This window comes from Limnobacter sp., assembly GCF_046297615.1.
GTDB lineage: Bacteria > Pseudomonadota > Gammaproteobacteria > Burkholderiales > Burkholderiaceae_B > Limnobacter.
This window is the reverse complement of the sequence record NZ_JBKBHM010000001.1, coordinates 180,512-193,203: the sequence shown is the minus strand read 5'-3', so window position 1 is coordinate 193,203 and position 12,692 is coordinate 180,512. Positions and strand designations below refer to the sequence as shown.

The following is a 12,692-nucleotide window of genomic DNA, read 5'->3' as shown; positions in this document are numbered from 1 at the left end:
TGTCACAAACCTGCAATATTCATCCTGCATCATCAAGCCATCTTCTAAAGAGAGGTAACTATGTTGAATGTAAAAACTCTGGCCGCCATGCTGGCCACCACCGCCCTGAGCCTGGGCGTGAGCGTTGCAAACGCCGCTGAAATCACCGGTGCAGGTGCGTCTTTCCCCGCACCCATCTATTCGAAATGGGCCGACCAATACAACAAAGAAACCGGTAACAAGGTGAACTACCAGTCCATCGGTTCTTCCGGTGGTATCAAGCAGATCGAAGCCAAAACCGTGGACTTCGGCGCTTCTGATGCCCCCTTGAAGCCTGAAGACCTGGCCGCCAAGGGCCTGGTTCAGTTCCCCACCGTGATTGGCGGTGTGGTGCCTGTGGTGAACCTGCCCGGCATCAACCCCGGTCAGATGAAGCTGACAGGTGAACTGATCGCCAACATCTACCTGGGCAAGATCACCAAGTGGAACGATGCCGCCATCGTGGCACTGAACCCCGGCTTGACACTGCCTAACCAGGACATCGGTGTGATCCGCCGTGCTGACGGTTCCGGCACCACCTTCATTTTCACCAACTACCTGAGCAAAGTCAGCGCCGACTGGAAGAGCACAGTGGGTGAAGGCACCGCAGTGAAGTGGCCTGTGGGCTTGGGTGGCAAGGGCAACGAAGGCGTGTCCGCCTTTGTACAGCGCCTGCCCGGTTCGATTGGTTACGTGGAATACGCCTACGCCAAGCAGAACAAACTGACTTTTGCACAAGTGCAAAATAAAGACGGCGTGTTTGTCAGCCCCGACGATGAAACCTTCAAGGCCGCTGCTGCTGGCGCCGACTGGAAAAACGAATTCTACGAAATTCTGACCAACCAGCCTGGCAAAAACGCATGGCCCATCACCGGTGCCACCTTCATCCTGGTGCACAAGCAACAGGCTGACGCAGTGAAAGCCGCTGATGTACTGAGCTTCTTCAACTGGGCCTACGCCAAAGGCGACAAGCTGGCTGTGGAACTGGACTACGTGCCCCTGCCAGACGCCACTGTGAAGATGATCCTGTCTTCCTGGAAGAACGTAAAAACTGCCGACGGCAAAGCCATCGCAGTGAAGTAAGACTCGACTCTCCAGCGGTGCGAGCCGCAGGCGAAATGAAAAAACCCCGACCGAGTGTCGGGGTTTTTGTTTGGGTGACTAGGCTAGGCTGGCCAATTCATCAACAACCTTGCTTCAAACCCCATACCGGCTGCGGTACTCTTTCACCTTCTCATGCCACCCCGCCAGCCGCACATTGGCCGATTGGGTCAGCAGGTAACGCAAGAGGTCCTGCAGGTTGGCAATCGCAATGACAGGAATGCCGTAATGCTGCTCAACTTCCTGCACGGCGGAGTGTTCGGTGTCTTGCCCGTCACGAACGCCTTTTTCCATACGGTCCAGCGCAATCAGCACGGCAGCAGGTTCAGCGCCGCTGCGGCGAATGATGTCGACTGATTCCCGCACCGATGTGCCTGCGGAGATCACGTCATCAATGATGACCACTTTGCCTTCCAGTGGGGCGCCCACCAGCACGCCCCCTTCACCGTGGTCTTTGGCTTCTTTCCTGTTGTAGGCAAAAGGCACTTCGCGCCCCAGGCGGGACAGTTCCATGCTGGTGCCGGCCACCAAGGGGATGCCTTTGTAGGCAGGGCCGAAAATCATGTCAAACTGCACGCCTCGGGCAGCGGTCTGTTCCAGCAATGTTTTTGCGTAGAATTCACTGAGGCGCTGCAATGACGCGCCGGTGTTGAACAGCCCCGCATTGAAAAAGTACGGCGACATGCGACCGGCTTTGGTTTTGAATTCGCCAAAGCGAAGTACCTGTTTTTCAACGGCAAATTGAAGAAACTGGTCCGAAAGCGTGTGGGCGGAATCGGTCACGACTAACCTCTTAATTTTTTAGAAGCACTGCACAATGACCCGCATTATCTCAGCAAATCTGAATGGAATCCGATCAGCGCACACAAAAGGATTTTTCAACTGGATGGTCCAGTCTGGCGCGGATGTGGTGTGTGTTCAGGAGATCAAAGCCCAGCACGCAGACCTGTCGGACGAGCACAAAACACCTGGCGCCTACACCGGCTTTTTCATGCCAGCCGAGAAGAAGGGGTACAGCGGTGTGGGTATCTACAGCCGCGTGGCCCCGTTGCGAGTGGATTACGGGCTGGACAATGCCGAGTTCGATGCCGAAGGCCGCATGGTGACCGCAGAATTCGAGCACATGATTGTGGCCTCCATCTACTTCCCCTCGGGCAGCAGTGGCGATGAGCGCCAGCAGGCCAAGTTTCGTTTTTTGGACCATTTCAATGGGGTGCTTGACCGTTTCGAAGCGGCCAAAAAGCCCGTGGTGCTGTGTGGGGATTGGAACATCGCCCACCGGGAAATTGACCTGAAGAACTGGAAAGGCAACCTGAAAAACTCAGGCTTTCTGCCCGAGGAGCGGGCGTGGATTGATGCCGTGATTGAACAGCGTGGCTGGGTGGACACCTACCGCGCCCTGTACCCCGCGGAAACCGAGGGTTGTTACACCTGGTGGAGTAACCGGGGCCAAGCCTATGCCAAAAACGTGGGGTGGCGTATTGATTACCAGATGGCCAGTGCAGCCCTGCACCCCACGGTGCAGGCCGCATCGGTGTACAAGGGCGAAAAGTTTTCTGACCACGCGCCCTTGATTGTGGATTACGCCCACGATTTGTAACTGATGTCCAGCCCGGCTGTTCGCGGGGCTGGGCCGCAGACCTCTGTCACGTGGTCAGTTTGCGTTTCAGCAACTCATTCACTTGGGCTGGGTTGGCTTTGCCCTTGGCGGCGCGCATCACCTGCCCCACCAAGAAGTTGAAGCTGGCTTCCTTGCCTGCTTTGTACTCGGCCACTGGGCCGGGGTGGGCGGCCAGCACGTCATCGACAATTTTTTCAACCGCGCCGGTGTCGGAAATCTGCTCCAGGCCTTTGCCTTTGATGCAGGAGTCCACGTCGCTGAACTCACCTTCCCACAGGGCTGAAAACACCACCTTGGCGGTTTTGTTGTTCAGGGTGCCGTCGGCGATGCGCGCCACCAGCCTGGCCAGCAGTGCAGGGGCGATGGGGGCTTGTTCGGGGGTGAGGTCGGCCCTGTTCAAGCTGGCCGAAAACTCGCCCAGCAGCCAGTTGGCGACTGTTTTGGCGCTGTCTTTGCTGCTGCTGGCCAGCACCGCTTCGAAGTAGTCCGTCATCGCGCGGGTGGCGGTGATGGTGGCTGCATCGTAGGCGGACAGGCCCAGTTCGTCTTGATACCGTTGCTGTTTTTGACCCGGCAACTCAGGCATGTCGGCTTTGACTTGCTCAATCCATTGCGTGCTGATGGTCAGCGGTGGCAGGTCGGGGTCAGGGAAATAGCGGTAGTCCTGCGAGTCTTCCTTGCTGCGCATGGAACGGGTTTCGTTTTTGTCCGGGTCATACAGGCGGGTTTCCTGCACCACGGTGCCCCCGTCTTCGATGAGTTCGATCTGGCGCTGCGCCTCATAAAGAATGGCTGCATGCAGGAACTTGAAGCTGTTCAGGTTCTTGATTTCGCAGCGGGTACCGAATTCTTTCTGGCCTTTGGGGCGAACGGACACGTTGGCGTCGCAGCGGAAGCTGCCTTCTTGCATGTTGCCGTCGCAGATGCCCAGCCAGGTCACCAGCGAGTGCAGGGTTTTGGCGTAGGCCACGGCCTCGTCGGCGCTGCGGATGTCGGGCTCGGTCACGATTTCCAGCAGCGGTGTGCCCGCCCTGTTCAGGTCGATGCCCGACTGGCCTGCGAAGTCCTCGTGCAGGCTTTTGCCCGCGTCTTCTTCAAGGTGGGCGCGGGTCAAGCGCACGGTTTTGGTTTGGTCGCCGACCACAAAGCTCAGCGAACCGCCTTGAACCACCGGAATTTCAAACTGGCTGATCTGGTAGCCCTTGGGCAGGTCGGGGTAAAAATAGTTTTTCCGGGCAAATACCGAGTGTTCCGCCACCTTGGCACCGACGGCCAAGCCAAAGCGAATGGCCAAGGCCACGGCCTGCCGGTTCATCACGGGCAGCACGCCGGGCAACGCCAGGTCCACAGGGCAGGCCTGTATGTTGGGTTCCGCCCCGAAGGCCGTGCTGGCACCGGAGAAGATCTTCGATTTGGTCATCAATTGGGCGTGGGTTTCAATGCCCACCACGAGTTCCCATTGCATGTCAGGACTCCTTCAAGCCGGGGTGCGAAGGTGCCAGTCACTGTGGCGCTGATAGTGGTCAGCCACGGCGAGCAATTCACCTTCCTGGAAATAGTTGCCGATCAGTTGCATGCCCACTGGGCGGTTGCCCTGGCCAAAGCCCACGGGCACGCTCATGCCGGGCAGGCCCGCCAGGCTGGCGCCCAGCGTGTAGATGTCGGCCAGGTACATTTGTATTGGATCGGCATTCAAAGCGCCAATGTTCCAGGCCACGGTGGGGCTGACAGGCCCGGCAATCACGTCGCACTGGGTAAAGGCTGACTGGAAGTCCTGCGCAATCAGGCGGCGCACCTTCTGGGCCTGAAGGTAATAGGCGTCGTAATAGCCGTGTGACAGCACGTAGGCACCGATCATGATTCGACGCTGAACTTCAAGGCCGAACCCTTCGCTGCGCGAGTTTTCGTACATGGATTTCAGGTCGGTGTAATCGCTGGCCCGGTGGCCGTAACGCACGCCGTCGAAGCGGGACAGGTTGGAGCTGGCCTCGGCCGGGGCGATCACGTAGTACGCGGGAATGGACAGTTCAGTGCGGGGCAGGCTGATGTTCACCAGCGTGGCGCCGAGTTGTTCCAGTTGGCGAAGGGCTGCGTCAATCGGGGCGCGCACATCGGCTGACAGGCCATCGCAGAAGAACTCGGCAGGCAGGCCCACACGCAGGCCTTTCAGTGGCTGTGTGGCATCGCCGTTTTTCAGAGGCTGGCCCAGCAGGCCGGTGAAATCTTCCTGACCGGCGCGGGGGCGTTCCACGCTGGTGCTGTCCTTGGTGTCAAAGCCTACCATGGCGTTGAGCACCAAGGCGCAATCCTCGGCGGTGCGGGCCATGGGGCCGGCTTGATCCAGGCTGGAGGCGTAGGCAATCATGCCGTAGCGGCTGCAAGACCCATAAGTGGGCTTGATGCCGGTGATGCCGCACAGGGACGCGGGTTGGCGAATCGACCCGCCCGTGTCGGTGCCTGTGGCCATGGGAACCACGCCGCTGGCAACGGCCACCGCTGAGCCTCCGGAGGAGCCGCCGGGCACGGCCTGGGTGTCCCAAGGGTTGTGGCAGGGCCCAAATGCACTTTTTTCGTTGGAGGACCCCATGGCAAACTCATCGCAGTTGACCTTGCCCACATTGACCATGCCGGCTTTGTTCAGGCGGTCGACCACTTCGGCGTCAAAGGGGCTGAGGTAGCCTTTGAGCATGTTGGAGCCTGCGGTGCTGGCCCAGCCTTGGGTGACGAAAATGTCTTTGTGGGCCATGGGAATGCCCAACAAAGCCGACTGTTCGCCACTGGCAAGTCGGGCGTCTGCGGCCTTGGCCTGGGCCAGCGTGAGTTCGTCCCGAATGTCGGTGAAGGCATTCAGTGAGGCGCTGGCGCGGGCCAGTTGGAGGGACTCTTGCGCCAGTTCAGTGGCGCTGGCCTTGCGGCTGTCCAGCAATGTGCGCAGTGCGCGGATTCCTTGGTATTGGACTGACATGGGGTTCACCAGTTCGGTGTTGGTGGGTCTGCCCGGAGGCTGTGTGTCAACACAGCGCCCATGACACGCGTTCGTTAAGTCGCCCTTGAGGCCGCTTTTGAGGCTGGCCTGAAGGGCCAGTGATTTACTCAATCACCCGTGGCACCAGAAACAAGCCATCTTGAGCGGCTGGCGCATTGGCCATATTGGCCTGGCGACGGTCGGTTTCTGTCACAGCATCTTCTCGAAGGCGCAGTGCCACCGGTGCAATGATGGCCAGCGGGTGTGACAGGGGTTCAACACCGGTGGTGTCCTCGGCGGCCAAACGGTCGGCCAGGGCCATGATGTTGTTCAGTTGTTGCTCCAGCGCCGGGGCTTGATCGGCGGCCAGTTTGAGCCGTGAAAGCGCCGCAATTTTGTTGATTTGGCCGGATTGGAGGGACATGCAAAATCTCCGTGTGGGCTCAGGCCTGAGCATCCTCTCTAAAGGGTGCTAAACCCGCCCGGTGAAACCAGAAAATCGGTCATAAAACCATATTTTATAGAGTATCATCATGGATTACGCCAGTGATGAAGTGAAGCACTGATAATAAACGGCGTCTCGGGACATCTTTGGGTTTGCACAGGCTTGGCAGGCCCATCAATCACACAGTACAGGTTATTCGCATCATGTTTGGCTTTCTGCGCAGCTATTTTTCTAATGACTTGGCCATCGACTTGGGCACGGCCAACACCCTGATCTACGCACGCACCAAGGGCATCGTTCTGGACGAACCCTCCGTGGTGGCGATTCGCCAGGAAGGTGGCCCCAACGGCAAGAAGACCATCACTGCGGTCGGTCTTGAAGCCAAGCAAATGCTGGGCAAGGTGCCAGGCAACATTGAGGCCATTCGCCCCATGAAGGACGGCGTGATTGCCGACTTCACCGTGACTGAGCAAATGCTCAAGCAGTTCATCAAGATGGTTCATGAAAGCCGTCTGTTTTCCCCCAGCCCCCGCATCATCATTTGTGTGCCTTGTGGGTCTACCCAGGTGGAGCGCCGCGCCATCCGCGAAAGCGCGCTGGGTGCTGGTGCCTCTCAGGTCTACCTGATTGAAGAACCCATGGCGGCTGCCATTGGCGCAGGTCTGCCCGTGTCCGAAGCGTCTGGCTCGATGGTGGTGGACATTGGCGGTGGCACCACCGAGGTGGGCATCATTTCCCTGGGCGGCATGGTGTATGCCGGCAGTGTGCGTGTGGGCGGCGACAAGTTTGATGAAGCCATCATCAGCTACATCCGCCGCAATTACGGCATGATGATTGGTGAACCCACTGCAGAAGCCATCAAGAAGCAGATTGGTTCCGCATTCCCCGGTTCAGAAGTCAAGGACATGGAAGTGACTGGTCGCAACCTGTCCGAGGGCATTCCCCGCCGCTTCACCATTTCGTCCAATGAAATTCTGGAAGCCCTGACCGAGCCGCTGAATGCGATTGTGTCGGCCGTGAAATCCGCTTTGGAACAAACCCCGCCCGAACTGGGTGCCGACATTGCCGAGCGCGGCATGATGTTGACTGGTGGTGGCGCCCTGCTGCGTGACTTGGACCGCCTGTTGATGGAAGAAACCGGCCTGCCCGTGCATGTGGCCGAGGACCCCTTGACCTGTGTGGTGCGTGGCTGTGGCCTGGCGCTTGAGCGCATGGACAAGCTGGGCACCATTTTCACCAGCGAGTAAGCAACACCCGCCGGGTCATCTGCTGTTTGGCCTGGGCCTGAAGGGGTCGTATGGAGTATTCGCCGCCGCCACTGTTCAAGCAAGGCCCGTCCGCACGGGCCAGGCTGCTTGCGTTCGTCTTTCTCTCCGTGGTGTTGCTGTTTGTGGATGTGCGCTACAGTGGCATGGAGGTGGTGCGCAAAGCCATTGGCACGGCACTCTACCCCCTGCAGCGGCTGGCCGCGGTGCCTCGCGATTTGCTGGTCGGCGCATCCGATTACATCACCACCCTGGCCTCTGTGCAGGCTGAAAACGAGGCCTTGCGCAAAGACCGCCTGCTCAGCCGTCAAAAACTCCATGAACTGGAAACCCTGCGCGCTGAAAACGAGAAGCTGCGCAAGCTGATGACCGTGACGCAGGTGGTGCAGGTGCAGGCCTCGGTGCTGGTTGAAGTCATCAGCGACACCCGCGACCCGTTCACCAAGAAAGTGGTGTTGAACAAGGGCTTGATTCAGGGCGTCAAGGAAGGCATGCCTGTGATCGATGAGTTGGGGCTTGTGGGCCAGGTAACCCGTGTGTTCCCAAGCCGGTCTGAAGTGTCGCTCATCACCGACAAAGACCAGATCGTTCCCGTCGAGAACCTGCGCAACGGCTTGCGCAGCGTGGCCTTTGGTGGCAATGAAAGCGGGGCCCTTGAGCTGCGGTTTGTGGCGCCCAATTCCGATGTAGAGCCCAACGATGTGTTGGTGACCTCGGGCCTGGATGGGGTGTACCCCAGAGGCATTCCGGTGGCCCGTGTGCAGACTGTCGACCGCAACGGGGCATTTGCCTCCATTCAATGCCAGCCGCTGGCCGGTGTGGACCGAAACCGCTTCATGCTGGTGCTGGACACGGAGGTGAAAGATGGCCCTTAACTCAGTGGGCACACCCGCTATTTTGCGCCCGGTCAACCCGTGGTTCATCGCCCTTTCCCTGGCGGTGGCCATGATGCTGAAATTCCTGCCCGTGGACCGGGATGTGGTGCTGCCCGACTTCATGGCCTTGGTGCTGGTGTATTGGAACATTCACCAGCCCCGGCGCATTGGCATCGGCACCGCGTGGGTGTTTGGTGCCATTGTGGACGTGCATGCCTCCAGCGTGTTTGGTGAGCATGCCTTGGCCTACACCCTGCTGTCTTATTTCGCGATCACCATTCACCGGCGGGTGATGTGGTTCACGCCGGTGATGCAGGCTGCGCATATTTTCCCGCTGTTTCTGGCGGCCCAGGCGGTCACTGTGTTGATCAGGGTGGCCTTTGGTGATCCATTCCCCGGGTTCTGGATTTTTCTGGAAAGCCTGTTCACTGCAGCGCTGTGGCCCGTGGCGCAGTTCCTGTTGTTGGCCCCTCAAAAGATTCCCATGAATCGGGATGAAGACCGTCCGATATGACCGAGTTCACCCATCCCGAACAAGCCCTGCGCCAGTTCAGGTTCCGCCTGCTGTTTGCGGGCGTGTTCGTGGTGGTGCTGTTTGCGGTGCTGCTGGCCCGGTTGCTGTGGCTGCAAATCATCAGTTACGAGAAGTACCGCAGCATTGCTGAGGAAAACCGCATCAGCATTGTGCCCGTGGTGCCCAACCGGGGGCTTATTCTTGACCGCAATGGCGTGGTGATGGCCAACAATTATTCGGCCTACACGCTGGAAATTACCCCGTCCAAAACCACTGACTTGAACAAGCTGCTCGACGACTTGTCGCAGGTGGTGGACATTTCGGCACTGGACAAAAAGCGATTCAAAAAACTCAAGGCTGAAACCAAGCGGTTCGAGTCCATTCCCATCCGCACCCGGTTGACTGACGAAGAAGTGGCCCGCTTTGCGGTGCAAAGCTATCGCTTCCCAGGGGTGGAAATACGGGCGCGCCTGTTCCGCCAATACCCGCATGGTTCGCAGGCTGCCCACCTGCTGGGCTACATTGGCCGCATTTCGCAGAAAGACCAGGAACGCATTGAGAACCTGGGCATGGAAGACAATTACCGAGGCACGGTGTACATCGGCAAGGATGGCCTTGAGAAGCGCTATGAGGCTGATTTGCACGGCATCACCGGTTTTGAGGAGGTGGAAACCTCGGCTGGTGGGCGGGCTGTTCGGGTGTTGTCACGCTCGCCAGCCAAGCCGGGCAAAAACCTGATGCTGTCGATTGACATTCGCTTGCAGGAAGCCGCAGAAAAAGCGCTGGCAGGCCGCCGGGGGGCTTTGGTGGCCATAGACCCCAGCACCGGGGATGTGTTGGCCTTTGTCAGTGCCCCCAGTTTCGACCCCAACCTGTTTGTTGAAGGCATTGACCCTGAGAACTGGAAGGCCCTGAACGAAAGCCAGGACCGCCCATTGCTGAACCGCCCCTTGGCCGGAACCTACCCCCCGGGGTCCACTTTCAAGCCCTTCATGTCCATGGCGGCGTTGACCAAGGGGTTCAGAACCCCGGGTTGGGTGCTGCGCGACCCGGGCTTCTTCGATTACGGTGGCCGCCGGTTCATGGACGACAAGGTGGGTGGCCACGGGGGGGTGGACATGTACCGCTCCATCGCTGAATCCTGCAACACGTACTACTACGTGTTGGGGAGCGAGATGGGCATTGACGTGATTTCGGAGTTCATGGCCCTGTTTGGTTTTGGCCAGCCCAGTGGCATTGACCTGGATGGTGAGCGCATTGGTGTGCTGCCGTCCCGCGAGTGGAAGAACAAAACCTTCAAGCGTCCCGAGATGCGCCGCTGGTACAACGGCGAAACCATTTCCGTGGCGATTGGCCAGGGTTACAACGCGTACACGCCCTTGCAGTTGGCGCATGCCACGGCGGTGTTGTCCAGCGGCGGAATTGACGCCAAGCCCCGTTTGGTGAGGGCCTTTCAAGACCCGGCCACTGGGCAGGTGCAAGAACGCCCTTCCGAGATTGCCCGTGACCTTCAGTTGAACCCCGACCATTTGGCTGCCGTCAAAAACGGCATGCGCGGTGCGGTGTTGGCCGGTACGGCACAGGCGGTCTTCAGAAACACGGCCTATGAGGTGGCGGGTAAAACCGGAACAGCGCAAACCTTTGGTTTGAAAAAAGGCGAGTCCTACAAAGACCGGGCGCACGATGAGCGCTTCCGCGACCATGGCTGGTTCATCGCCTTTTCGCCGATGGACAAACCCCGCATAGCGCTTGCGGCAATTGTTGAGAACGCGGGTTTCGGCAGCCAGTCCGCAGCCCCGGTCGTCAAACAGGTGCTGGACCAGTTCTGGACTATTGAGGGTGTGCCGATCACCAAGGCGGGTGCGACCCAGGCCAACAAAGCGGCGGACGCCCAGAATGCGGCCAAGGAGGAGTTGTATGAGTAGGTCGATCAACCGTCAACCCCTGTGGCCCAAAATCAGACCTTATGTGGCCGTGTTTGACCCGGCGCTGGGCTTCACCCTGCTGTGCATCATGTTGTTTGCACTGGTGGTGCAGTTCAGTGCCGCATACGACTTCGAAGGCCGTATGGCCGACCATTTGCGCAATTTTTTCATTGCTTTCATGGTGATGTGGCTGATTGCCAACCTCAAGCCCCAGTTCATGATGCGCATAGCCCCGCCGCTTTACCTGGTCGGGGTGTTGTTGTTGGTGGCTGTTGAGCTGTTTGGTGACATTTCCAAAGGGGCCCAACGTTGGTTGAATTTGGGCTTTATCCGGATTCAGCCTTCAGAAATCATGAAGATCGCCATGCCGCTGTTGCTGGCCTGGTTTTTTCAGCAACGTGAAAATGCGCTGGGTTGGAAAGAGTTTATGGTGGCCGCAATTTTGCTGGCCATTCCCGGCATTCTGATTCTTCATCAGCCTGATTTGGGCACCGCGTTGTTGGTGTTCGGTTCCGGGTTTTTTGTGATTTTTTTCGCGGGCCTTTCGTGGAAAGTGCTGGCGGGCTTGTTTGCCTCATTCCTGGCAGCCTTGCCGGTGTTCTGGACCCTGATGCATGAATACCAGCGCCAGCGGGTGATGACGCTGATTGACCCCACCCAAGACCCCTTGGGCAAGGGCTTTCACATCATTCAGTCCACCGTGGCCATCGGGTCTGGAGGCTTCACCGGCAAAGGCTTTTTGCAGGGCACACAAACCCATTTGCAGTTCATTCCCGAGCGCACCACCGACTTCATTTTCGCCGTGCTGGCCGAAGAATTTGGTTTGCTGGGTGCCATGGTGCTGTTGCTGCTGTACATCTGCCTGATTGTGCGCGGCCTGGTGATTGCGGCCAATGCGCCAACAGTCTTTACCCGGTTGCTGGCCGGGGCCATTGCCATGATTTTCTTTGTTTACGCCTTTGTCAACGTGGGCATGGTGAGCGGCATTTTGCCGGTGGTGGGCGTACCCTTGCCACTCATGAGTTATGGCGGCACTGCCATGGTGACGCTGGGCATGGGGGTTGGGATACTGATGAGCATCCAGAACAACAAAAAGCTGGTGCAAACCTGATGCCTCAAGGAGTGGCCAGCCGGGCCTGGGTGTCTGCCTCGGTGTTGCCCGCCCTTGCGCCTTGGGCTGCGCGTTGGCGTGATGAGCACAGCAACCCCGCGCCGGAATTTGAGGCCTGGTTTGCCCACGGGCGAACCGCTGGGTACTGCAGGCGGGCCCAACTGCCAATGTTGATGGGGGCCGCCACCCGGGCTGGCTTGCACTTTACTCAGGAGCAAGGCCTGTGGCATTGGCACCCCAACGCAATCGACGAGGACACCGCAGCGTGGGCCCGTTTGGGCCAGCTTCTGAAGGAGGAAGGCTTGGTCCCCGGCTGGCGCAATGAAACCTTGCCGGTGATTAACCATGACGGACAAGTGCTGGCCCATGCCGAGCGGGGCTTGTTCAAACCGTTTGGCCTGTGCAGCCGTGCGGTGCACATTCATGTAGAAGATGCCGCTGGCTTGGTGTGGGTGGGGGTGCGCGCATGGACCAAATCGGAAAACCCCGGCATGCTGGACAACCTGACGGCTGGCGCAGTGGCCAGTGGTGAAACCCCGGAATCGGCCGTGTGGCGTGAACTGTCGGAAGAGGCTGGTCTTGCCCCGGAGCAGTTGCAAGCCCTGGCCCCTTTGCGCACCGGGCAGGGCTGCCTCTTGATGAACCGACCCATGTTGCGGGGGGGCTGGCACCGTGAGTGGGTGCACCTTTACCGCGCGGTGTTGCGTGACGGGTGCCTGCCAGCCAACCGGGATGGCGAAGTTCGTGGTTTTCATTGCATGACACGCCAAGCCTGTATTCAGGCCTTGAATGCGGGTCAGTTCACACCAGACGCGGCCCTGTGTACGGCGCTGGCTTTGTCGGAGTTCTAAA

12 protein-coding genes are annotated in these 12,692 nt (G+C 58.9%); 8 read left to right on the top strand and 4 right to left on the bottom strand.

Features of this window, described 5'->3' with window-relative positions:
* Positions 1-60: 60 nt before the first annotated feature.
* A complete protein-coding gene (gene pstS, locus ACK4FF_RS00935; RefSeq protein WP_409703582.1) occupies positions 61-1,101 on the top strand; it encodes a phosphate ABC transporter substrate-binding protein PstS in 1,041 nt (346 codons plus the stop codon).
* 114 nt (positions 1,102-1,215) lie between these two features.
* Here the strand turns inward: pstS and pyrE are convergent, their stop codons facing one another.
* Positions 1,216-1,902, bottom strand: coding sequence for an orotate phosphoribosyltransferase (pyrE, locus tag ACK4FF_RS00930; RefSeq protein ID WP_409703579.1), 687 nt, complete (start codon positions 1,900-1,902; stop codon positions 1,216-1,218).
* Between the two features lie 34 nt (positions 1,903-1,936).
* On the opposite strand from pyrE, the gene ACK4FF_RS00925 reads away from it, so the two are divergent.
* Positions 1,937-2,719 (top strand): exodeoxyribonuclease III, encoded by a 783-nt coding sequence (locus ACK4FF_RS00925; protein ID WP_409703575.1) that lies wholly within the window; start codon positions 1,937-1,939, stop codon positions 2,717-2,719.
* Between the two features lie 46 nt (positions 2,720-2,765).
* Here the strand turns inward: ACK4FF_RS00925 and gatB are convergent, their stop codons facing one another.
* The 3 genes from gatB to gatC all read right to left on the bottom strand — a co-directional run bounded on the left by gatB (position 2,766) and on the right by gatC (position 6,129).
* Positions 2,766-4,205, bottom strand: coding sequence for an Asp-tRNA(Asn)/Glu-tRNA(Gln) amidotransferase subunit GatB (gatB, locus tag ACK4FF_RS00920; RefSeq protein ID WP_409703572.1), 1,440 nt, complete (start codon positions 4,203-4,205; stop codon positions 2,766-2,768).
* Positions 4,206-4,217: 12 nt separating this feature from the next.
* Positions 4,218-5,705 carry an Asp-tRNA(Asn)/Glu-tRNA(Gln) amidotransferase subunit GatA gene (gene gatA / locus ACK4FF_RS00915; protein ID WP_409703569.1) on the bottom strand — a complete coding sequence of 496 codons (1,488 nt, stop codon included), beginning with the start codon at positions 5,703-5,705 and terminating at the stop codon, positions 4,218-4,220.
* A 124-nt stretch (positions 5,706-5,829) separates the two neighbouring features.
* Positions 5,830-6,129 (bottom strand): Asp-tRNA(Asn)/Glu-tRNA(Gln) amidotransferase subunit GatC, encoded by a 300-nt coding sequence (gene gatC, locus ACK4FF_RS00910; RefSeq protein ID WP_409703566.1) that lies wholly within the window; start codon positions 6,127-6,129, stop codon positions 5,830-5,832.
* Positions 6,130-6,353: 224 nt separating this feature from the next.
* On the opposite strand from gatC, the gene ACK4FF_RS00905 reads away from it, so the two are divergent.
* From ACK4FF_RS00905 to ACK4FF_RS00880, 6 genes are read left to right on the top strand one after another with little or no spacing between them, the layout of a single operon-like run.
* Positions 6,354-7,397 (top strand): rod shape-determining protein, encoded by a 1,044-nt coding sequence (locus tag ACK4FF_RS00905; RefSeq protein ID WP_409703563.1) that lies wholly within the window; start codon positions 6,354-6,356, stop codon positions 7,395-7,397.
* 50 nt (positions 7,398-7,447) lie between these two features.
* Positions 7,448-8,290, top strand: a complete 843-nt coding sequence (mreC, locus tag ACK4FF_RS00900) for a rod shape-determining protein MreC (protein WP_409703560.1) — start codon at positions 7,448-7,450, stop codon at positions 8,288-8,290.
* Positions 8,280-8,804, top strand: coding sequence for a rod shape-determining protein MreD (gene mreD / locus ACK4FF_RS00895; protein WP_409703557.1), 525 nt, complete (start codon positions 8,280-8,282; stop codon positions 8,802-8,804). The genes mreC and mreD overlap by 11 nt, the downstream gene beginning before the upstream one ends.
* Positions 8,801-10,729 carry a penicillin-binding protein 2 gene (gene mrdA / locus ACK4FF_RS00890; protein ID WP_409703554.1) on the top strand — a complete coding sequence of 643 codons (1,929 nt, stop codon included), beginning with the start codon at positions 8,801-8,803 and terminating at the stop codon, positions 10,727-10,729. Before mreD ends, mrdA begins: the two co-directional genes overlap by 4 nt.
* Positions 10,722-11,840 (top strand): rod shape-determining protein RodA, encoded by a 1,119-nt coding sequence (gene rodA / locus ACK4FF_RS00885; RefSeq protein WP_409703551.1) that lies wholly within the window; start codon positions 10,722-10,724, stop codon positions 11,838-11,840. The genes mrdA and rodA overlap by 8 nt, the downstream gene beginning before the upstream one ends.
* Positions 11,840-12,691: an NUDIX hydrolase gene (locus ACK4FF_RS00880; protein ID WP_409703548.1), complete on the top strand. Its 852-nt coding sequence runs from the start codon at positions 11,840-11,842 to the stop codon at positions 12,689-12,691. The genes rodA and ACK4FF_RS00880 overlap by 1 nt, the downstream gene beginning before the upstream one ends.
* The last annotated feature ends 1 nt before the right edge of the window (position 12,692 follow it).

Excerpts from the sequence above, each read along its gene's own strand:
- rodA (WP_409703551.1), top strand. The coding sequence starts at position 10,722 with ATGAGTAGGTCGATCAACCGTCAACCCCTGTGGCCCAAAATCAGACCT.
- mreD (WP_409703557.1), top strand. The coding sequence starts at position 8,280 with ATGGCCCTTAACTCAGTGGGCACACCCGCTATTTTGCGCCCGGTCAAC.
- ACK4FF_RS00925 (WP_409703575.1), top strand. The coding sequence starts at position 1,937 with ATGACCCGCATTATCTCAGCAAATCTGAATGGAATCCGATCAGCGCAC.
- ACK4FF_RS00880 (WP_409703548.1), top strand. The coding sequence starts at position 11,840 with ATGCCTCAAGGAGTGGCCAGCCGGGCCTGGGTGTCTGCCTCGGTGTTG.
- gatB (WP_409703572.1), bottom strand. The coding sequence starts at position 4,205 with ATGCAATGGGAACTCGTGGTGGGCATTGAAACCCACGCCCAATTGATG.
- mreC (WP_409703560.1), top strand. The coding sequence starts at position 7,448 with ATGGAGTATTCGCCGCCGCCACTGTTCAAGCAAGGCCCGTCCGCACGG.
- gatA (WP_409703569.1), bottom strand. The coding sequence starts at position 5,705 with ATGTCAGTCCAATACCAAGGAATCCGCGCACTGCGCACATTGCTGGAC.
- pstS (WP_409703582.1), top strand. The coding sequence starts at position 61 with ATGTTGAATGTAAAAACTCTGGCCGCCATGCTGGCCACCACCGCCCTG.
- mrdA (WP_409703554.1), top strand. The coding sequence starts at position 8,801 with ATGACCGAGTTCACCCATCCCGAACAAGCCCTGCGCCAGTTCAGGTTC.
- gatC (WP_409703566.1), bottom strand. The coding sequence starts at position 6,129 with ATGTCCCTCCAATCCGGCCAAATCAACAAAATTGCGGCGCTTTCACGG.
- ACK4FF_RS00905 (WP_409703563.1), top strand. The coding sequence starts at position 6,354 with ATGTTTGGCTTTCTGCGCAGCTATTTTTCTAATGACTTGGCCATCGAC.